At 46.2% G+C, this 20,487-nt stretch carries 19 protein-coding genes; 15 read left to right on the top strand and 4 right to left on the bottom strand.

Annotated features, from left to right (window positions below; all coding sequences use genetic code 11):
* Window positions 1-67: 67 nt before the first annotated feature.
* The 4 genes from vanR to ACTNBF_RS08740 are packed head-to-tail and all read left to right on the top strand — an operon-like array spanning window position 68 to window position 4,491.
* Complete coding sequence (gene vanR, locus ACTNBF_RS08755) at window positions 68-757, top strand: VanR-ABDEGLN family response regulator transcription factor (protein WP_441025286.1); 690 nt, start codon at window positions 68-70, stop codon at window positions 755-757.
* Window positions 747-1,946 (top strand): sensor histidine kinase, encoded by a 1,200-nt coding sequence (locus ACTNBF_RS08750; RefSeq protein WP_427819537.1) that lies wholly within the window; start codon window positions 747-749, stop codon window positions 1,944-1,946. The genes vanR and ACTNBF_RS08750 overlap by 11 nt, the downstream gene beginning before the upstream one ends.
* Window positions 1,882-2,937: a metallophosphoesterase family protein gene (locus ACTNBF_RS08745; RefSeq protein WP_427807508.1), complete on the top strand. Its 1,056-nt coding sequence runs from the start codon at window positions 1,882-1,884 to the stop codon at window positions 2,935-2,937. Before ACTNBF_RS08750 ends, ACTNBF_RS08745 begins: the two co-directional genes overlap by 65 nt.
* A gap of 3 nt (window positions 2,938-2,940) precedes the next feature.
* Window positions 2,941-4,491 carry an ATP-binding protein gene (locus ACTNBF_RS08740; RefSeq protein WP_441025284.1) on the top strand — a complete coding sequence of 517 codons (1,551 nt, stop codon included), beginning with the start codon at window positions 2,941-2,943 and terminating at the stop codon, window positions 4,489-4,491.
* A 94-nt stretch (window positions 4,492-4,585) separates the two neighbouring features.
* Here ACTNBF_RS08740 and ACTNBF_RS08735 read toward each other — a convergent pair whose 3' ends face one another.
* The 4 genes from ACTNBF_RS08735 to murC all read right to left on the bottom strand — a co-directional run bounded on the left by ACTNBF_RS08735 (window position 4,586) and on the right by murC (window position 9,332).
* Window positions 4,586-5,770, bottom strand: coding sequence for a ribose-phosphate pyrophosphokinase (locus ACTNBF_RS08735; protein WP_427807504.1), 1,185 nt, complete (start codon window positions 5,768-5,770; stop codon window positions 4,586-4,588).
* Entirely contained in the window at window positions 5,771-6,766 is a 996-nt protein-coding gene (locus ACTNBF_RS08730) for an ATP-binding protein (RefSeq protein WP_427807502.1), read from the bottom strand.
* Window positions 6,767-6,781: 15 nt separating this feature from the next.
* Window positions 6,782-7,822 (bottom strand): DnaD domain protein, encoded by a 1,041-nt coding sequence (locus tag ACTNBF_RS08725; protein WP_427807500.1) that lies wholly within the window; start codon window positions 7,820-7,822, stop codon window positions 6,782-6,784.
* Between the two features lie 130 nt (window positions 7,823-7,952).
* Window positions 7,953-9,332 (bottom strand): UDP-N-acetylmuramate--L-alanine ligase, encoded by a 1,380-nt coding sequence (gene murC / locus ACTNBF_RS08720; protein ID WP_427807498.1) that lies wholly within the window; start codon window positions 9,330-9,332, stop codon window positions 7,953-7,955.
* A 209-nt stretch (window positions 9,333-9,541) separates the two neighbouring features.
* Between murC and ACTNBF_RS08715 the strand changes: the two genes are divergently transcribed.
* From ACTNBF_RS08715 to add, 11 genes are all read left to right on the top strand, one after another.
* On the top strand, window positions 9,542-10,816 hold the full coding sequence (locus ACTNBF_RS08715; RefSeq protein ID WP_427807496.1) for a glucose-1-phosphate adenylyltransferase: 1,275 nt from the start codon (window positions 9,542-9,544) through the stop codon (window positions 10,814-10,816).
* The gene (gene glgD / locus ACTNBF_RS08710; protein WP_441089073.1) at window positions 10,813-11,931 is read left to right on the top strand and encodes a glucose-1-phosphate adenylyltransferase subunit GlgD; all 1,119 of its coding nucleotides are present in this window, start codon (window positions 10,813-10,815) and stop codon (window positions 11,929-11,931) included. Before ACTNBF_RS08715 ends, glgD begins: the two co-directional genes overlap by 4 nt.
* 48 nt (window positions 11,932-11,979) lie before the next feature.
* A complete protein-coding gene (gene spoVG, locus ACTNBF_RS08705) occupies window positions 11,980-12,255 on the top strand; it encodes a septation regulator SpoVG (RefSeq protein ID WP_427807492.1) in 276 nt (91 codons plus the stop codon).
* Window positions 12,256-12,612: 357 nt separating this feature from the next.
* Window positions 12,613-13,809: a BMP family lipoprotein gene (locus ACTNBF_RS08700; RefSeq protein WP_427807490.1), complete on the top strand. Its 1,197-nt coding sequence runs from the start codon at window positions 12,613-12,615 to the stop codon at window positions 13,807-13,809.
* A gap of 89 nt (window positions 13,810-13,898) precedes the next feature.
* A complete protein-coding gene (locus ACTNBF_RS08695) occupies window positions 13,899-15,428 on the top strand; it encodes an ABC transporter ATP-binding protein (RefSeq protein WP_427819546.1) in 1,530 nt (509 codons plus the stop codon).
* Window positions 15,429-15,431: 3 nt separating this feature from the next.
* Entirely contained in the window at window positions 15,432-16,571 is a 1,140-nt protein-coding gene (locus ACTNBF_RS08690) for an ABC transporter permease (protein ID WP_427807487.1), read from the top strand.
* Window positions 16,571-17,512 carry an ABC transporter permease gene (locus tag ACTNBF_RS08685; RefSeq protein WP_427807485.1) on the top strand — a complete coding sequence of 314 codons (942 nt, stop codon included), beginning with the start codon at window positions 16,571-16,573 and terminating at the stop codon, window positions 17,510-17,512. The genes ACTNBF_RS08690 and ACTNBF_RS08685 overlap by 1 nt, the downstream gene beginning before the upstream one ends.
* A 19-nt stretch (window positions 17,513-17,531) precedes the next feature.
* Window positions 17,532-18,317, top strand: a complete 786-nt coding sequence (udp, locus tag ACTNBF_RS08680) for a uridine phosphorylase (RefSeq protein WP_441089072.1) — start codon at window positions 17,532-17,534, stop codon at window positions 18,315-18,317.
* Window positions 18,318-18,332: 15 nt separating this feature from the next.
* Window positions 18,333-18,998: a deoxyribose-phosphate aldolase gene (gene deoC, locus ACTNBF_RS08675; protein WP_427807481.1), complete on the top strand. Its 666-nt coding sequence runs from the start codon at window positions 18,333-18,335 to the stop codon at window positions 18,996-18,998.
* 19 nt (window positions 18,999-19,017) lie between these two features.
* Complete coding sequence (locus ACTNBF_RS08670; RefSeq protein WP_427807479.1) at window positions 19,018-19,437, top strand: cytidine deaminase; 420 nt, start codon at window positions 19,018-19,020, stop codon at window positions 19,435-19,437.
* A gap of 61 nt (window positions 19,438-19,498) precedes the next feature.
* The gene (gene add / locus ACTNBF_RS08665) at window positions 19,499-20,476 is read left to right on the top strand and encodes an adenosine deaminase (protein WP_441029849.1); all 978 of its coding nucleotides are present in this window, start codon (window positions 19,499-19,501) and stop codon (window positions 20,474-20,476) included.
* The last annotated feature ends 11 nt before the right edge of the window (window positions 20,477-20,487 follow it).

Raw genomic sequence — 20,487 nt, 5'->3', positions numbered from 1 at the left:
TTACTCTGTACATCAGTGGAAAGATGAGAAGAAGGCTTGAGGGGGCATAAGAGAAGGAGGAAGGAGTATGAATACAATATTAATTGTGGATGATGAAAAAGAGATTGCAGATGTCGTGGATCTGTATCTGCAGAATGAATACCATGTCCTGAAGTTTTATACGGGGCAGGATGCGTTGGACTGTATTGAGAGCACGAGAATTGATCTGGCCATTCTGGATGTGATGCTTCCCGATATCGACGGCTTCACTATTCTGAAGAAAATCCGGGAGAAATACACATTTCCGGTCATTATGCTGACGGCAAAAACGGAATATCTGGACAAGATTACCGGACTTACAATGGGAGCAGATGATTACATCCCGAAACCGTTTAATCCGTTGGAGCTTGTCGCCAGAGTGAAAGCGCAGATGCGCCGCTATACGCAGTACAATGATAAGAGCAGGAGCGAGGGGGATGTGATTGATTTCGGCGGGCTGGTTCTGAACAAGCAGTCACATGAATGTACATACAATGAGCGGTCGTTGACGCTGACTCCGATTGAATTTGATATTTTGTGGCTGCTCTGCGAGAACCGTGGGAAGGTGATCAGTTCGGAGGAGTTATTTGAATCGGTCTGGCATGAAAACTACTATAAAAACAGCAATAATACCGTCATGGTTCATATTCGGCATCTGCGCGAGAAAATGAGCGGTCCTACCGGAAAATCGGACTTTATCAAGACGGTGTGGGGAGTTGGGTATAAGGTTGAAGAATAATTACCGTAAATTAAAACTCAGTATTTTGCTTCAGACGGTTTTTGTGACAGCACTCACGGTATTGGTAGGCGGTGTGATTCTGGAGTATGTGATCGACGGCGTGTATAACGACAGCTTTGCAAATCTGTTTCTGAAGCTGATGGAAACCCTGCATGTGGAAGAGGGAACGGCCATTCATCTGTACTGGCTGCTGATCGGGGATAACAAAGTATTTTTTATGATTCTGGGATTTCTGGCCCTTTTTTCGCTATTCTTCTATATTGCGCTATCGAAAATGACCAGATACATGGATCAGATCGGTGATGGAATCGAGAACATTCTCTCTGATTCGGATCAGCCCATCCGGCTTATCACGGAATTGAAACCGCTGGAGGATCGTCTGAATGAAATCAAGCAGACACTGAAAAAACAGGAAAAAGAAGCGCAGGAGATCGAAGAGAAGAAAAATGATCTGGTATTGTTCCTGGCGCATGATCTGAAGACACCGCTGACTTCGGTGGTGGCGTATCTGACGATGCTGGATACGAATCCGGAAATGTCGGAGGCAGAACGGGCCAGGTATACGCACATTTCTTTGGAGAAGGCGATCCGTCTCGGCGATCTGATCAATGAATTCTTTGAGATCACGCGTCTGAATCTTCAGGATATTACACTGGAGCCGGTGGAATTGGATCTGGATATGATGCTGGAGCAGATCGCGGATGAATTGTATGCGGTCCTGCAGGAAAAGAATCTCATCTGCACAGTTCAGACGGAGGGGAATCTGTTGATCAAGGGAGATCCGGATAAACTGGCCAGAGTATTTGACAATATTCTGAGAAATGCGATTGCCTACTGCCGAAGCGATACAGAACTTCGAATACTGGCCCGGCAAAAGGAGCAGATTGTTGAGATCGTTTTTGAAAATGAAGGAGATACCATTCCGGCAGATAAGCTGGAAAAGATTTTTAATAAATTTTACAGGGCAGATGCGGCGCGCTCCAGTACAACGGGTGGTGCCGGGCTGGGGCTTGCTATCGCGAAAGAAATCGTAGAACTGCATGGTGGCTCGATGCGCGCCGAAAGTGAAGACGGAAGAACCCGGATGATCGTGGATTTGCCGATGGAAAAGGAGGGGGAGATTGATGAGGTTTATACACACAGCAGACATCCATCTTGGAGCATCGCCAGACGCAGGAAGCGCGTATAGCCAGAGACGGGCGGAAGAATTGTGGAACAGTCTGGAACGTCTGGTTAAGGTGTGTGAGGAAGAACAGGTGGATCTTCTTCTGATTGCGGGAGATCTGTTTCACAGACAGCCTCTTCTTAGGGAACTGAAGGAAGTGGATTATCTTTTTTCACAGCTAACGCACACAAAGATCGTGTTCATCGCCGGGAATCACGATTATCTAAAACCATCTTCTTATTATCTTACATATCAGTGGAAAAGCCAGGTCTATCCGTTGCTGGAGCAGACTATGGGATTTGTGGAATTTGAGGAGTTGGGAACCAGCGTCTATGGTTTCAGTTACGGGCAGAAAGAAATCCGTGAAGCACTGTATACCGATGCGTTTCCACAGAAGAAACAGCCGGTTGAGATCCTGATAGCCCATGGCGGGGATGAGAAGCATATCCCGATTCAAAGAAACAATATTATGAACTTGGGGTATGATTATGTAGCACTCGGGCATATACATCGGCCGATGGAGATTGAGAAAAACCATATCTATTATTCGGGGTCTTTGGAACCGACAGACAAGAATGATGTCGGAAAACATGGATATATAATCGGAGAGATTCGAGGAAAATCCGTCAAGACAGAATTCGTTCCGTTTGCGTCCCGGGAGTATGTTCATATGAAAGTGGAAACTACAGAGCAGATGACAGGAAGAGAATTAAGGGAGAAGATTGCACAGATGATCGTCTCCGGAGGAACACAGAATCTGTACAAGATTATACTTGACGGATATCGCAGTCCGGATCAGGTGTATGATGTCTCTGGAATGGATGCATATGGAAATGTACTTGAATTTGTGGACGAGACAAAACCTGCGTATGACTTTGAAATGTTGGCGGAGCAGAACAAAGATAATTTGTTGGGAGTATACATCGAAAGTCTGAAACAAAGTCCGGAAGGAAGTGAGGAAGCTCTGGCGCTTTTTGAGGGCGTGAAAGCGCTTCTGGAGACGAAAAGGGGATAGAAAATGGAGATTAAAGAGCTGGTGCTGGAGAACTTTGGAAAGTTCTCAAATAAAAATATCAGGTTTTCGGATGGAATGAATCTGATCTATGGGGAAAATGGTGCCGGAAAGACGACGGTTCATACATTTTTAAAAGGGATGCTTTTTGGGATGGAACGCGGACGGGGAAGAGCGGCGGCCAACGACACCTTCAGCAGATATGAACCATGGGAGAACCCGAATTATTATGCGGGGGTGATTCGGTTTACCTGTGGCAGACGAAATTTCCGTCTGGAGCGACATTTTGACAAGTACGCGAAGAGTGCACTGCTCTTCTGTGAGGATGACGGGGAACAGCTTTCTTTGGAGCATGGGGATCTGGATGTACTACTTGACGGAATGACTGAGGCGGATTTTGAAAATACCGTGGCGGTGGGGCAGATGCGTGCCGCTACAACAGCGGCGCTTTCGGCAAGGCTTAAAGATTATGCCGCGAATTATTATGCGACCGGCAATGGTGAAATGAATCTATCGGCGGCACTGGAACTTTTAGGCGAGAGAAAAAAAGAGACGGAAAAAGCAATTCGTGAACACGGACGGCAGAAACAGGAAAAACGGGAGAAGATTGAGCTGGAGATTTCTTATGTTTGGCGGGATCTGCACCGGCTGGAGAAGGATCTGCAGCAGGCAGAAGATGCCTGGAACGACAGAATGGAAAGCTGTGGGAAAAGAAGAGAAGAGCTGCGGAAGGCGGCGGAGGAAGAAGCAGGGAAGGGTGTTTTTTCCAACTGGCGTGTTCATCCGGCTGTGCTTTTGGCAATGCTTTTGGCGGTGATCTTATCCTTTATACTCTTTAAACGTCCATGGAATTTCCTGATTACAATTGTGATTGCGCTTGCAGAGGGGATGCATTTGTGGAACCGTATGAAAGACGGACGCAAAAAGAAAGCGGAAGATGAGGAAAAGACGCAGGAGCAGAAGAAAATGGAAGCAGATACCGAAAAGCTCAGGTGGCAGGTGGAGCGGCTTAGGGAGGAGTACCGTGAGAAGAAGGTACAGTATGAGAATCTGTCAGAACAACTGGATGAGATGGATGAAGTCGGTGACGACATCAAAGAATTGGAAAAACATCGCCGGGCCTATGAGATTGCGGCGGAACGAATGAATCAGCTGTCGAAAGAAATGCAGGGCAGGTTTGGACAGAGACTGAACTGTCGTGTTTCCGAGATCCTGTGTGAGGTGACGGAAGGCGTATATGAAAAGGTCTGGGTGGACGATGCAATGCGTGTACAGCTTCTGGTGGAAGGCAGAATCATCACAATGGATCAGGTTAGTAAGGGAACGCTGGAACAGATTTATTTTGCTCTTCGTATGGCTGCAGCGGAGATTCTCCATGAAGAAGAATTCCCTGTGGTCTTTGATGATGCGTTTGTCTGTTATGATGACCGGCGCCTGAGCGCGGTACTGCGTTGGCTGGAAAGGAATCGGAAGCAGGTACTGATCTTTACATGCCAGAGTAGAGAAGAAGAAGCTTTGAAAAGAAACGGGATTTCGTATCATAAGATATGTTTATAAGGGCTGTATATTGGTATTGAAAAAAGGCTGTGTGAAAACGAGGACAATAGTTTTTCACACAGCCTTTTGTGATAAGGAATACCTATATTAAAATTTAGAAATCTTCCCCATTCTTGTATTTCTGAACAATGTTCTGAATACGTTCGCTTGGATCAAGAATACTGCTGATAGATCCGTCGTGATTCAGGGTGTCAATTACAAGAGCGATGTATTTGCTCATATCACAGTTGATGTAATATGGACGGCTTAAAAGCTCCGGTGACTGGTAGATCAGGTTAGTTGTCAGAACACCATCGAGCAGACCGTCTTCGTATGCTTTGTCAAATTTACCCATACCGTTTGTAAAGAGACCGAAGGTAGCAGCCGCATAGATTCGTTTTGCTTTTCTTGCCTTGAGCTGTCCGGCTACATCGAGGATGCTGTCGCCGGAAGAAATCATATCATCCAGAATAATGACGTCTTTTCCCTCCACAGAAGAGCCAAGGAATTCATGTGCGACAATCGGATTGCGGCCATCCACAACGCGGGTATAATCACGTCGCTTGTAGAACATACCCATATCAAGACCAAGTACGTTCGCAAGGTAGATTGCACGTTCGGTGGCGCCTTCATCCGGGCTGATCGCCATCATATGTTCACTGTCGATCTGAAGATCCTTTACGTTATCTAATAGACCCTTCACAAACTGATAAGTCGGACGTATCGTCTCGAAACCACTGAGTGGAATTGCGTTTTGTACACGGGGATCGTGTGCATCAAATGTGATGATATTGTCAACGCCCATGCGGACCAGTTCCTGCAGCGCAAGAGCACAGTCCAGTGATTCGCGTCCGCTTCTCTTATGCTGGCGGCTCTCATAGAGGAAAGGCATAATAACATTCAATCTGCGGGCTTTTCCACCTACAGCAGCGATAATACGCTTTAGATTCTGGAAATGATCGTCCGGAGACATATGATTGATATTACCGGTCAAGGAGTAGGTGAGACTATAATTGCAGACATCAACCATCAGATAGAGATCCATTCCCCTTACGGACTCTTCAATGATTCCTTTTGCTTCTCCGGAACCAAAACGTGGAACCTTTGCATCAATGAGATAAGTATCCTTCTCATATCCGTTGAAAACAATATGATCTTTGTTGGCACTTTCGTCCTCTTTGCGCCATCTTACCAGGTAGTCATTTACGCGGGCGCCCATTTCCTGACAGCCGTCAACGGCGATAATGCCGAGTGACCCTACCGGAATATTGTCAAGAATACGTTCTTTGCGGTGTAACATTTAGAGTTCCTCCCTGTTCATTAGTTTTTTTTGAATACGAATGTCATCGCCGGCAAGGCGAAGAATTTTGTAATGATTGCTGATACGGGAAAAAGTCCGTTCCGTATAGTTGGACTTAATCTTTTCAAGGGTGAGGTTCGTGGAAATGATCGTGGAGCGGTTATTCAGAATACGGTCATTCAGACACACGAACAGCTGGGAAACGACGAAATCGGTATTGCGTTCCGTTCCCAGGTCATCAATAATCAGCAGATCGCAAGTTTGAATCTGTTCATATAATAACTGACTGTCGTCAGTTTTATTCAGGGTTTTGTCAAGCAGCGAATCGAAAAGTTCGCTGGCAGTCAGATAAAGAACGGAATGTACGGACTGCATGATTTCTCTGGCAATACAGTGGGAGAGAAACGTCTTTCCGATTCCGGTAGTGCCAAACAGAAGCAGATTTTCATGGGCGGTATCGAAATTGCGGATGAAATTCATACACTCAAAGTAGGCTTTTTCGGCAAGAGCCCGCGAAGTCTGTCCGGACAAACGATCTATATAATTTTTGGAATAATAGTCGAATGAAAAAGTGTCAAAATTCTCATGCTCAAGAATTCCCTTTAGATTCGACTGAGTATAAAACAAATCAATGATTGATTTTAAAAAGCAATGGCATTTCTGGTTACCGATATAACCGGTATCTTTGCAGTCGGGGCATTCGTAAGTGGCTTCCAGATAATCTGCCGGAAAACCGTTCTCCACAAGAAGCTGTGTCCTTCTCTGGGAAAGCTCATGAAGTTGTTTCTTCAGCGCAGGCAAAGCACTTTCATCTCCGGAAAGCAGCTTGCGTGCCTGTTGTACGCTGTAATAGGAAATAGAATCATCCAGGGATTTTATTTCCGGAACGGCCTCATATACCCGTTCAAAATGAAGATTCAGGCGGTCTCGGCTGCGTACCTGTTTCTCTTCATAGATACGCATCAGCGTATTATATTGCGAATTGGTTAACGGCACGGTATTCTCCCTTTCTTAGTTGCTTCGCAGTAATTCTTTCGTCAATTCGTCCATATCATAGGAGCGTTCTTCGAAACTGCGGAATTTGGATGGCGCAGACTGCACCGGTGTGCGGCGCGGATTCTTCTTCTGGGCGTTTTTTTCCTGTTCGTAAGCAGAGTCAAGAACACGGACATCGGTGAGAGTATGTACATTTCTGCTGCGCCAGTTCTGAAGGATCTTGTCCGTGTATTCAAAACTGGGCTGATGAATCGCTGCCATGGTACGGTTGCAGGCCTCGAGGATCAGTTCCAGATCGATCCCGTCGGTTGCGGTCCATTTGCGTATGTATTCTAATTCGGAAGCGGCAGGTCCGCGGCCCTTGATTCCAAATGCATTAAGAATGGAGTAGCATGTTTTGTTATAAAGCGCGGATGTATTCTTCGCCTGTTCCACGCTGGTGATGTGCTCGTCCGCCCAGGACAGAGCAACTTTCTGGATATAGTGCATACTCCGATGACCATTTTCGACACAATATTCGATTAAATATTCAATCAGATCAGCAGAAAAGCCGAGTGTGTCATAAAAATAGGTAATTGTGTCCACATCGGTTCGGCTTAAAGTCTTGCCAAGATACTGCTCGGCGACAAAAAGAATCTGCTTTAATTCCTTGCGGTTCACAACAGACTTCGGATTGGAAACGGGCGCCGCCTGTGCGGGTGTACTTTGTGCTTCACGGGGCACCGGTTCCGGTCTGACCGGGGGTGCGGCATTTGGTGCGGAAGGAGATACCAGATCCAGACCAATGATATTCTGATCCGTATCATATTCCAACCTCAGAAGTCCCTGCTTCTCCCAGTACTTCAATGCGCGCAGAACATCTCCCTCTGTGTTCTCAAGATAATCGGCAATCCTGGAAATGCTGAGGGACACGTCCGGATTATTGATATGACGAAGCAGGAGGAGATAGATCTTGACAAATTCGCCGTTCGCTGCCGCCATGTAATTGTCTATAAATTCATTCTCGACCAGAGTCGTATTGCCCTGGAAACGATTACGCAAAACCAATGCACTCATGTTCCTGCTCCTTTAATGTTCGTAAATTTGATGCCATTTAATCATAGCATGAAGTTGCGGCAGGAAAAAGAATTATTTTACGAGAATTTGATGTTTTTTGTTGATAAAACTGTGGGGATAATGGGGATAACTAGGCTTTTAAGAGATCTTCCCCAATATTTACAACGTCTCCCGCGCCCATAGTTATCAACAAGTCCCCTGATTGACAGTGATCCCTGACGTATTTTTCTATCTCATCAAAGCTTGGCAGATAGATGGCGTCACAGCCGTAAGAGGCGGCTGCACGGGCAAGCTGTTCTGAGGAGATGCCCAGGGTATCAGTCTCTCGCGCTGCATAAATATCTGCCAGGATCAGATGGTCTGTGTGTGAAAGTGCCTGTGCAAATTCATCGAACAGTGCTTTCGTTCTGGTGTAGGTGTGGGGCTGGAAGATGCACCACAGTTCTCTGTGCGGGTAGTGGGCAGCACTTTTCAGGGTCGCTTCGATCTCCGTGGGATGATGTGCGTAATCATCGATCACGGTAATACCGTTAAATTCTCCCTTGTATTCAAAACGGCGGTCTGTTCCGTGGAAGGAAAGGAGGCCTTCCTGTATCGTTTCTGCTGATACGCCCAGGAGATCCGCAACAGCAATGGCGGAAAGCGCATTATAAACATTGTGTTCTCCGCCTACAGATAATGTCACATGCCCGGACGGTATCCCGTGCCGGATGAGATCAAAGGATGCATTTCCCTGTTCATCGTATTGAATATCGGAAGCACTGTAATCAAGAGAAGCTTCCCGACCGAATGTCACAACGCGACAGGCAAGTCCGTCTGTAATATAAGAGAGGTTTTCGATGTCGCCGTTGATCACCAGGGTTCCGTCTTCCGGCAGGAGTTCTGCGAAAAGGCGGAACGAGTGGCGGATGTCATCCAGATCCTTGAAGAAATCCAGATGATCGGCATCGATATTCAGGATCACGCTGATCTTTGGGAAGAAATGCAGGAAGCTGTTCGTATACTCGCAGGCTTCTGTGACGAAAAGTCCGGAGCTTCCCACACGGATGTTGCCGTGAATCGCCTTGAGGATTCCGCCCACGGAAATCGTGGGGTCCATGTCTCCGGCGAGAAAAATGTGTGACAGCATGGACGTTGTCGTGGTCTTCCCATGTGTTCCGGAAACGGCGATGGGCGTATCGTAATTGGTCATAAGCTGTCCGAGCAGTTCAGCGCGGGAAAGCATCGGAAGTCCCTGCCGCTTTGCTTCCATGAATTCTTCATTATCCTCGTGAATGGCTGCGGTGTAAACAACGACATTAATGCCGTCGATTATATTGGAAGCCTTCTGGCCGTAAAAAATAACGGCACCTTTATCGGTGAGGTGATCCGTGAGCGAGGACTCTTTGTTGTCAGAGCCGGATACCGTAAATCCCTCTTTCATGAGGATTTCCGCAAGTCCGCTCATGCTGATGCCTCCGATTCCGATAAAGTGAACATGGCATGGATGATTAAAATCAATTTTATACATAAATACACTTCCTATTCTCATATAATAATATTAAAGGTTTTTGTAAAATTATTATATCATAATCTACATATGAAAAAACAGGAGATTTCTTTTTGTGATATTTTCATAAAAAGAACGGGACGAACGATTTTTTTTTGTAAAAATTGTTCACTATACGAAGGCGATATGTTATAATGTAAGAACTAGAATTACTGAGAAGGGGTGACGACATGATTAAGAAAGAGATGATAGCGATGTTACTCGCGGGAGGTCAGGGAAGCAGACTCGGAGTACTGACTGCCAAGGTAGCCAAGCCGGCTGTGGCTTTCGGAGGAAAATACCGTATTATCGATTTTCCGCTTAGCAACTGCATCAACTCGGGAATTGACACCGTAGGAGTATTGACTCAATATCAGCCCTTACGACTCAACACACATATAGGAATCGGAATTCCTTGGGACTTGGATCGTAATATTGGAGGGGTATCGATTCTACCACCGTATGAAAAGAGCAGCAACAGTGAATGGTATACGGGAACGGCTAATGCGATATACCAGAATCTGGATTATATGGAGACCTTTAATCCTGATTATGTGCTGATCTTATCCGGTGACCACATTTATAAGATGGACTATGAGGTGATGCTGGATTTCCATAAAGAGAACCATGCGGATGTGACGATCGCGGCAATGCCGGTTCCGCTTGAGGAGGCAAGCCGTTTCGGAATCGTTATTACAGATGATGATAACAGAATCACGGAATTTGAGGAGAAACCGGAACATCCACGGAGTAATCTTGCATCCATGGGTATCTATATTTTCAGTTGGCCGGTATTGAAGGATGCGCTTTTGAAACTCTCCGATCAACCGGGATGCGACTTCGGCAAGCATATCATTCCGTATTGCCATCAGAATGATAAGAGACTGTTCGCATATGAGTATAATGGATATTGGAAGGATGTCGGTACACTCAGTTCCTACTGGGAAGCCAATATGGAGCTGATCGATATCATTCCCGAATTTAATTTATACGAAGAATTCTGGAAGATTTATACAAACAGTGATATTATTCCGCCACAATACATTTCAGATCAGTCTGTCATTGAACGGAGCATCATCGGTGACGGTGCGGAGATTTACGGAGAAGTGCGCAATTGTGTGATTAGTTCCGGTGTCACGATCGGAAAGGGCACGGTGGTGCGTGACTCGATCATTATGAAAGATGTAACGATCGGTGAACACTGCGTGGTGGACAAGGCCATTATTGCGGAGAATGTCACGGTTGGTGATAATGTTACAATGGGAATCGGAAGTGAGGCACCGAACTGCCTCAGACCCGATATTTACAATTCCGGACTTGTGACGATCGGAGAAAACTCGGTCATTCCGTCCGGTGTCCAGATTGGTAAAAACACTGCAATCAGTGGAGTTACGATGAAGGAAGATTATGAAAACGGCGTTCTTGAAAGCGGCGGAGCATTAGTAAAGGCGGGTGACAGATCATGAAAGCGGTAGGACTTATTTTAGCGGGCGGAAACAGCAACAAGATGCGTGAACTTACCCAGAAACGTGCGGTGGCAGCGATGCCGATCGCAGGCAGCTACCGGTGTATTGACTTTGCACTCAGCAGTATGTCGAATTCTCATATACAGAAGGTAGCAGTATTGACACAGTATAATGCCCGTTCACTGAACGAACATCTGAATTCCTCCAAATGGTGGGATTTCGGAAGAAAACAGGGAGGACTCTATGTATTTACGCCGACCATAACGGCGGATAACGGATATTGGTATCGTGGAACGGCGGATGCTATTTACCAGAATCTCGATTTCCTGAAAAGGTGTCATGAGCCGTATGTGATCATTACGTCCGGTGATGCCGTTTATAAACTGGATTATAATAAAGTGCTGGAATATCACATCGCTAAGAAGGCCGATATTACAGTGGTTTGCAAGGATCTGGATCCGGGAGAGGATCCGACACGTTTCGGTACGGTCAAAATGGACGAGGCTATGCGGATCCAGGAGTTTGAAGAAAAGCCGATGATCACGAATGCGACGACGATCTCGACCGGAATTTATGTGATCCGCAGAAGGCAGCTCATTGAACTGATTGAACGGAGTGCCGAAGAAGAGAGACATGATTTTGTAACGGATATCCTGATCAGATACAAGAATCTGAAGAAGATATACGGTTATAAAATAAATAGCTACTGGAGCAATATTTCAACAGTAGATGCTTATTATAAGACGAATATGGATTTCCTGAAACCGGAAGTAAGAAATTATTTCTTTAAACAACACCCAGATATTTATTCAAAAGTTACAGATTTGCCGCCGGCAAAGTATAACCCGGGATCCGTTGTGAAGAACAGTCTGATTTCCAGCGGATGTATCATCAACGGTACAGTGGAAAATTCCATTCTGTTTAAGAAAGCATTTGTCGGAAATAATTGTGTGATTAAGAATTCGATCATTCTGAATGATGTTTATCTGGGGGATAATACATACATAGAAAACTGTATCGTAGAAAGTCGCGACACAATTCGGGCAAATACGCGCCACGTTGGAGAAAATGGTGTGAAGGTAGTAGTAGAAAAGAACGAGAGGTATGCATTATAAGGACCAGAGGGTTAGTCGTATGCATTACTGGAGAAAGGGGCTAGAAAAATGCAAATCACAGATGTACGCGTGAGGAAGGTAGCGAAGGAAGGAAAGTTAAAAGCAGTTGTGTCAATTACAATGGATGAAGAGTTTGTTGTTCATGACATCAAAGTAATTGAAGGCGAAAAAGGACTTTTCATCGCAATGCCAAGTAAGAAAGCGATGGATGGAGAATATCGTGATATCGCACATCCGATTAATTCCGGGACGAGAGAGCGTATTCAGAAACTGATTCTTGAAAAATACGAAGAAGTATTACAGGCAGACGATGCAGAAGAATAGAGCAAATTTGTCATTAAGGGGAAAGTGGACAGCGTAAGCTGTCCGCTTTTTGCCATGCATATTCCAAAGAGATTCGGCGGCCCCTTTAAGTTAGAAGCGTTGATAGTTCCAAAAAGGGACAAAATCCTTTTTGGTTAAAAAACGAACTGTAAAAAATGCATAAATAACAAAGCGGAAAAATGTCTATTTGCGACAAAATGCAAAATATTTTCAAAAAAAGAGACTCAAGTCCTATGATATTATCGAGACATATGTCATAATTACTACAAGATTGTCAGTTCCGGGTGTTTCTGATACCGGAATAAAGAAAGACAAAAGGGCAAAAATAACAATGAATAAGAAGGAGGAACTGTTTTTATGAAAAAGAGACTTATTGCAGTGTTACTTGCAGGTATGATGGCATTTTCACTGGCAGCATGCGGCGGCTCATCAGACAGTAGTACAGACGGAGGAAAGAAAGAGGATACTTCCGGTGAAAACATGCAGATTGCCATGATCACCGACTCCGGAGATATTACAGATCAGAGCTTTAATCAGACAACATATGAGAGCTGTAAAGCCTGGAGCGAAAAGAACGATGTGGAATTCAATTACTACAAGCCGGAGAGCGATTCGGATGAAGCGCGAAACGCAAGTGTAGATCAGGCAGTGGCTGATGGCGCAAATGTCGTTGTTATGCCGGGATATATGTTCGCAGGAACGGTAGTTGCTCAGTCTGAAAACTATCCGGATGTAAAATTTGTTGCATTGGATGTTGGAGCAGGAGATATCTGTGAGAAGGGCGTTGGAGAAGGATACACTTACAATCCGGACGACTACAACGTAGCAGATTACTATAACACAGATAATGTTTACTGCTGTACCTATCAGGAGGAACTTTCCGGATATATGGCAGGATACGCAGCTGTTAAATTAGGTTATAAGCACCTTGGATTCCTCGGCGGTATGGCAGTGCCGGCGGTTACACGTTTCGGATACGGATATGTGCAGGGAGCTAACGCTGCGGCAGAAGAACTTGGAATCGCAGATCAGATTGAAATCGAGTATGTATGCGGTGGACAGTTCTATGGCGATGCTGATATCACAGCTTACATGGATACCTGGTATGGATCAAAGAATGTGGAAATCGTATTTGCCTGCGGCGGCGGTATCTGGACATCCGCAGTCGAAGCAGCAGTGAAGACCGGAGGTAAAGTGATTGGTGTTGACTCTGATCAGGCTCCTACGATTGATGCATACGGCGAAGGAATCACAGTTACTTCTGCTATGAAGGGACTTGCTGCAACGGTTAATACGGTTCTTACAGATATTAAGGGTGGCAAATGGAGTGACTACGCAGGCAAGATCGATAATCTTGGTCTGGTTTCCGAAAATCCGGAAGAAAACTATGTTCAGCTTCCGCTTGAAAGCACACAGTGGGGCGACGGATTTACAGAGGATGATTATCGCACACTCGTGAAGTCAATGTACTCTGGAGAAATTACCGTATCCAATGATATTACGGCAATGCCGGCAACGACAATCAAAGTTAATGACTACGGCAGCATTAAATAAATGTAACTGAAACTGCAAGGGGAGTGGGCGGTGGTCCGCTCCCTTTTAAAATAGGGAAAGGATAATCGATGACAGGAGGTGTGTAAAGGATGGGAGAGTATGCAATTGAGATGCTGAATATTACGAAGCGTTTTCCGGGAATCATTGCAAACGATAATATTACTTTACAGTTGAAAAAAGGTGAGATTCATGCTTTGTTGGGAGAAAATGGTGCAGGAAAGTCCACATTAATGAGCGTACTCTTTGGTCTTTATCAGCCGGAGGAGGGCGAGATTCACAAAGACGGGAAGAAAGTTACCATTAACGATCCGAATGATGCTAATGATCTGGGAATCGGAATGGTGCATCAGCATTTTAAACTGGTTGAGTGTTTCAGCGTTCTGGATAATATCATTCTGGGGGTGGAGACCACCAAGGGAGGTTTCCTTCAGAAAGCCGAGGCAAGAAAGAAGGTTATGGAACTGTCGGAGCGGTATGGACTTTCAGTGGATCCGGATGCACTGGTCGAGGATATTACCGTTGGTATGCAGCAGCGAACAGAGATTCTGAAAATGCTGTATCGTGACAATGAGATCCTGATCTTCGACGAGCCGACTGCTGTGCTGACACCGCAGGAGATCCAGGAGTTGATGACGATCATGAAAAATCTGGCTGCAGAAGGAAAGAGTATTCTTTTCATTACTCATAAGCTTGCCGAGATTATGCAGGTGGCAGACCGCTGCAGTGTACTGAGAAAAGGAAAATATATTGGTACGGTAGATATCAAAGACACGACACCGGAGAAGCTTTCTGCGATGATGGTAGGCCGGGATGTTAATTTTGTAGTAGAAAAGAAGCCGGCTGAACCGAAGGAAGTATTACTTGATATTCAGGGAATGACGGTGGCATCAAAGCGGCATAAGAATAATGCAGTCAATCAGGTATCTTTGCAGGTTCGAAGAGGTGAGATCGTCTGCATTGCAGGAATCGATGGAAACGGTCAGACTGAATTTGTCTATGGGCTTACCGGACTCGAACCGGTGACCGGCGGTACGATCACCCTGAACGGGGTGGATATCACTCATATGCCGATTCGGAAACGTCTGACTTCCGGTATGAGCCATATCCCGGAAGACCGTCATAAACATGGGCTGGTTCTGGATTATTCTCTGGAGTACAACCTGATTCTTCAGAGATATTTCGAACCACAGTTCACGAGCAAATTTGGATTTTTGAAACGGAAAGAAATAAGAGAGTATGCAGAGCATCTGATCGAACAGTACGACATCCGTTCCGGTCAGGGACCGGTCACGAAAGCCAGATCCATGTCCGGCGGCAATCAGCAGAAGGCGATCATAGCCCGGGAGATCGATAAGAATCCGGAACTTCTGGTAGCGGTACAACCAACCCGCGGACTGGATGTAGGAGCGATTGAGAATGTGCATAAAGAACTGGTGGCACAAAGAGATGCCGGGAAAGGCGTTCTGCTCATAAGCCTGGAACTGGATGAGGTTATGAATGTTTCGGACAGAATTCTGGTTATGTACGAAGGGGAAATCGTAGGGGAATTCGATCCGAAACATGTTACGGTGGAAGAACTGGGACTCTATATGGCCGGTTCTAAGAGAAAGGAGGCATAATCAATGGATAAGAAACCGAAAAAGAAGCAAAGTATTTTAAGGAACAACGGTTTTCAGACAATTCTGGCGTCATTGCTCTGTATTATCATTGGTCTCCTGATCGGCTATATTGTACTTCTGATCATCAACCCGAAAGGGGCAGGAAAAGCAATTGTTGCTATTTTGAAGAACTTTTTATATTATCCGAGTGCGGTGGCGGCAAAAAAATATCTGGGAACGACACTGGTAAAGGCTTCAGCACTTTTAATGTGTGCATTATCGGTACTTTTTGCATATAAAGTGGGATTATTTAATATCGGTGCGGCCGGTCAGTATGTAGTTGGTGCCGGCGCCTGTCTCTATTTCGGATTGAAATTCGATATGCCATGGTATATATGCCTGCTTGCGGCCATGCTTGCGGCGGCAATTGTCGGGGGGATTTCCGGTGCGTTGAAAGCATATTTTAATGTAAATGAAGTTATTTCCTGTATCATGCTGAACTGGATCTCGCTTTACTGTGTGAATATGCTTTTGACTGGTGTAAAAGAGCAGTCCACGCCGTATACGCGGCCGCTTTCCAGTGTGAATAAGGATGCGCTGCTTCCGACGATGGGACTGGATAAATTGTTTTCCAACAATCAGTTCGTGACGATCGGAATCGTGTTTTCGGTGCTCATCGCAATCGTAGTGTGGATCGTTATGGAGAAGACGAAATTCGGATATGAGCTTAAAGCTACCGGTCTGAACAAGCAGGCTGCGAAATACTGCGGTATGCATGAGAAGAGCAATACGATCCTGACGATGATGATCGCAGGAGGACTTGCGGGGCTCGGAGCGGGGATCTTCTATCTGAGTGGGATCGAGCAGTGGATGGTACAGCAGACCAGTGTTCCGGCTATGGGATTTAACGGAATAGCGGCTGCGTTCCTCGGCGGACTGAATCCGATCGGAACGATATTCTCATCTTATTTTATCCAGCATATTACCAGCGGTGGAACCTATGTGGATAAGACGATGTACTGTTCGCAGATTTCGGATCTGATTTCGGCATTCATCATTTACATGTGCGGCTTTGTGCTTTTCTTCAAAATCTGGCTTAACAGATATCTGGACAAGCGGGATGAAAAGCGCGCCGCAAAAGAACAGGAAGGAGGCGAAGCATAATGTTGTTATTGATTCAGTATACATTAATATTTGCTTCTGTTCTGGTGCTGGTGGCACTTGGAGGTTGTTTCTCCGAACATAGTGGTGTTATCAATATCGGTCTGGAAGGCATCATGGTTATGGGAGCACTTGGCGGGGCGCTCATGATGAAATTCCTTCCGTCAGGGACAGCAGCTCCGGCTGTGATTCTGCTTGTAATCCTGGCCAGTGTGGTGATCGGAATGATTTTCTCTCTGCTTCTTGGCGTTGCGGCGATCCGGTTTAAGGCAGACCAGACGCTGGTTGGAACTGCGCTGAACCTTCTGGGACCGGCGGTTGCGGTTGTACTTGTAAGAGCAATCAATACGGCGGAAAATGCAGATAATGTATCTTCAACGGTTGCCTATGGACATGCGAAGAAAGCGTTTATTGTAAATATCGGGAAATTTGAATTTAACTGGTTTATGCTGATCGCACTGCTGGTGCTGATCGCGGCATATGTGGTTCTCTATAAGACAAAATTCGGTCTTAGACTCTGCGCATGTGGCGAACATCCACAGGCAGCGGATTCGGTGGGAATCAATGTATATAAAATGCGGTATGCGGGCGTTCTGATCTCCGGTGCTCTTGGCGGACTTGGCGGTCTGGTGTACATCACTGCAGGTGTCAGTGAATGGAAATTTGAAAATGGTGTTGCGGGCTTCGGATTCCTGGCTCTGGCAGTTATGATCTTCGGACAGTGGAAACCGGTCAATATCGGACTTGCAGCGCTCTTGTTCGGATTGTTCCGTGCGCTTTCCAATGTTTATACAGGATTTGATCTTCTGGTAGCGCTGAAGCTGCCGAGCACGGTGTATAACATGCTTCCATATATTATATCTCTGGTTGTGCTGGTATTTGTTTCGAAGAAATCCAGGGCACCGAAAGCGGAAGGAATCCCGTACGACAAAGGTGCACGTTAGAAAGGAGAGCTTGATTTACATGAAGAATTATTCAGAAGATGCGAGCAGACAATATCATATACAGGTGGCGCAGGGAGAAGTCGGCCGATATGTGATCATGCCGGGAGATCCGAAACGGTGCGTGAAGATCGCACAGTATTTTGAGGATCCGGTTTTGATCGCCGATAACCGGGAATTTGTGACCTATACCGGTACACTGGACGGCGTGAAAGTGAGTGTGACTTCGACTGGAATCGGCGGGCCTTCTGCATCCATTGCCATGGAGGAACTGTACCGCTGCGGAGCAGATACCTTTATCCGGATCGGAACCTGCGGCGGTATGCAGACCGACGTGAAAAGCGGGGATATCGTGGTTGCAACCGGGGCGATACGCATGGAAGGCACCAGCAAAGAATATGCGCCTATCGAATTTCCGGCAGTACCGGATCTGCATGTGACCATCGCGCTCGTGGAGGCGGCAAAGAAAAAAGGTTTTCCGTTCCATGTAGGTGTGGTACAGTGCAAGGATGCTTTTTACGGACAGCATGAGCCGGAGGTGAAGCCGGTCAGCTATGAACTCCTGAACAAATGGGAAGCATGGAAACGTCTGGGATGTCTGGCATCCGAGATGGAATCGGCTGCGATGTTTGTCGTGGCGAGCAGCCTGCATGTTCGGGCAGGCTCCTGCTTCCTTGTAGTGGCAAATCAGGAACGGGAAAAGCTTGGATTGGAGAATCCGGTCGTGCACGATACCGATATGGCGATTCGGGTGGCAGTGGAGGCAATCCGCAGCCTGATCCGGGAAGATGGAAGAATAACAGAATAACAGGAGAAACAGGATATGGATGTAAAGGAAATTTTAAAACATGTAGATCATACTCTGCTGCTTCAGCAGGCTACATGGGAGGAGATCAGGCAGATCTGCGACGATGCTGTAAAATATGGAACAGCATCGGTATGTATCCCACCAAGCTATGTTAAGCAGGCGAGTGAATATGTTAAAGGGAAGATGGCGGTCTGCACCGTCATCGGATTCCCGAATGGATATATGACGACGAAGACGAAGGAATTCGAGACAAAGGACGCGATTGCGAACGGCGCATCGGAGATTGATATGGTGATCAACATCGGGTGGCTGAAGGATCAGAAGTACGATCTTATCGAAGAAGAAATCCGTACGCTGAAAGCAGCCTGCGGTGAGAAGATTCTGAAGGTCATTATCGAGACCTGCCTTCTGACGGATGAAGAAAAAATAAAAATGTGCGAGATCGTGACAAAAGCCGGGGCAGACTATATTAAGACATCCACCGGATTTTCGAAGGCAGGAGCAACCTTTGAAGATATTCAGCTTTTCTCAGAACATATCGGTCCGAATGTGAAGATGAAGGCAGCAGGGGGAATTTCCTCTCTGGATGATGCACAGAAGTTTCTGGCGCTGGGAGCAGACCGGCTTGGAACAAGCCGGATCGTTAAGATCGTGAAGAACGAGGAGGCATCCGGATATTAAGAGATGGAGGTGTTCGCAGATGGACAAAAAACTGGCAGAAGAGATGATTGAACTGGCAATCGGTCAGCTTCAATATTCTTATACACCGTATTCCGGCTTCAAAGTCGGAGCGGCGCTGCTTACGAAGGATGGAAAGTTTTATACAGGATGCAATATCGAAAATGCAGCTTTCACTCCGACAAACTGTGCAGAGCGGACAGCATTTTTTAAGGCGGTAAGTGAAGGCGAGCGGGAGTTTCGGGCAATCTGTATTGTGGGAGGAAAAGATGGAGTCCTGACAGAATACGCGGCTCCCTGCGGCGTCTGCCGTCAGGTCATGATGGAATTCTGTGACCCGGAAACCTTTCAGATCATTCTGGCGACCGGTAAAGAGCAGTATGAAATATTTACACTGAAAGAACTGCTCCCGCAGGGATTTGGCCCGACGAATCTGGCGTAAGACAGGATGGATAAAACGTACCGCAGAGCAATTGGATCGAGAAAGATTAGGAGTGTAAAAGATGACAATCGATGAATTAAAGAAACTGCCTAAAATAGAGCTTCATTGCCATCTGGACGGATCGCTGAGTCGGGAATTTATCGGAACGCGGCTTGGCAGAGCGGTTTCCGTACGGGAACTCAGTGTGGAGGAAGACTGCCGCAGCCTGGCAGAATACCTGGAGAAGTTCGACCTGCCCTGTTCCTGCCTGAAAGATGAAGATGGTCTCGAAGGAGCGGGATACGATGTGCTTCGCACGATGAGCCGGGAGAATGTCTGCTATGCAGAGATACGTTTTGCCCCGCTTTTATCTGTAACAGAAGAAATGGGAACCGGTCAGGTGATTTCTGCATTGCTGAAAGGTCTGGAAAAAGGCAAAAAAGATTTTGGAGTAGAGTATAATGTGATTACCTGTGCCATGAGGCATCACAGTGAAGAGGAAAATTATCAGATGATTCGGACGGCCCGGGAATTTCTGGGCAAGGGTGTCTGTGCTGCAGATCTGGCCGGCGCGGAAGCTGTTTACCCGATGAGTGACTTTATGAGTCTGTTTAAACGGGTTAAAGAGCTGGGAATGCCGTTCACGCTGCATGCCGGTGAATGCGGAAACGCGCAGAATATAGAAGACTCTGTGCTTGCGGGAGCCGGAAGAATCGGCCACGGAATCGCCATGCGCGGAAAACCGGACATCCAGAAGCTGGTACGTAAGGCCGGTGTGGGAATTGAAATGTGCCCGATCAGTAATTTGCAGACAAAAGCGGTTCCGGGTACCGAGGCGTATCCGCTGAGAGAATTTCTGGATGCAGGATTAATGGTCACAATCAATACGGATAACCGGACCGTGAGCAGAACGTCTCTGACGAAGGAACTGGATTTTATTCAAAGAACCTATGGAATTACAGATGAAGAGATCTTACATATGATGAAAAATGCGGCAAAGACAGCGTTTGTGGATGAAGAAATGAAGAAACGACTGCTTGAAAAATTGGACAGAAGGTAAGGAAACATAGA

The organism is Bariatricus sp. HCP28S3_A4, from assembly GCF_052066395.1.
In the GTDB taxonomy this organism is placed as follows: Bacteria; Bacillota; Clostridia; order Lachnospirales; family Lachnospiraceae; genus Allocoprococcus.
This window is presented reverse-complemented; position numbering and strand designations above follow the sequence as displayed.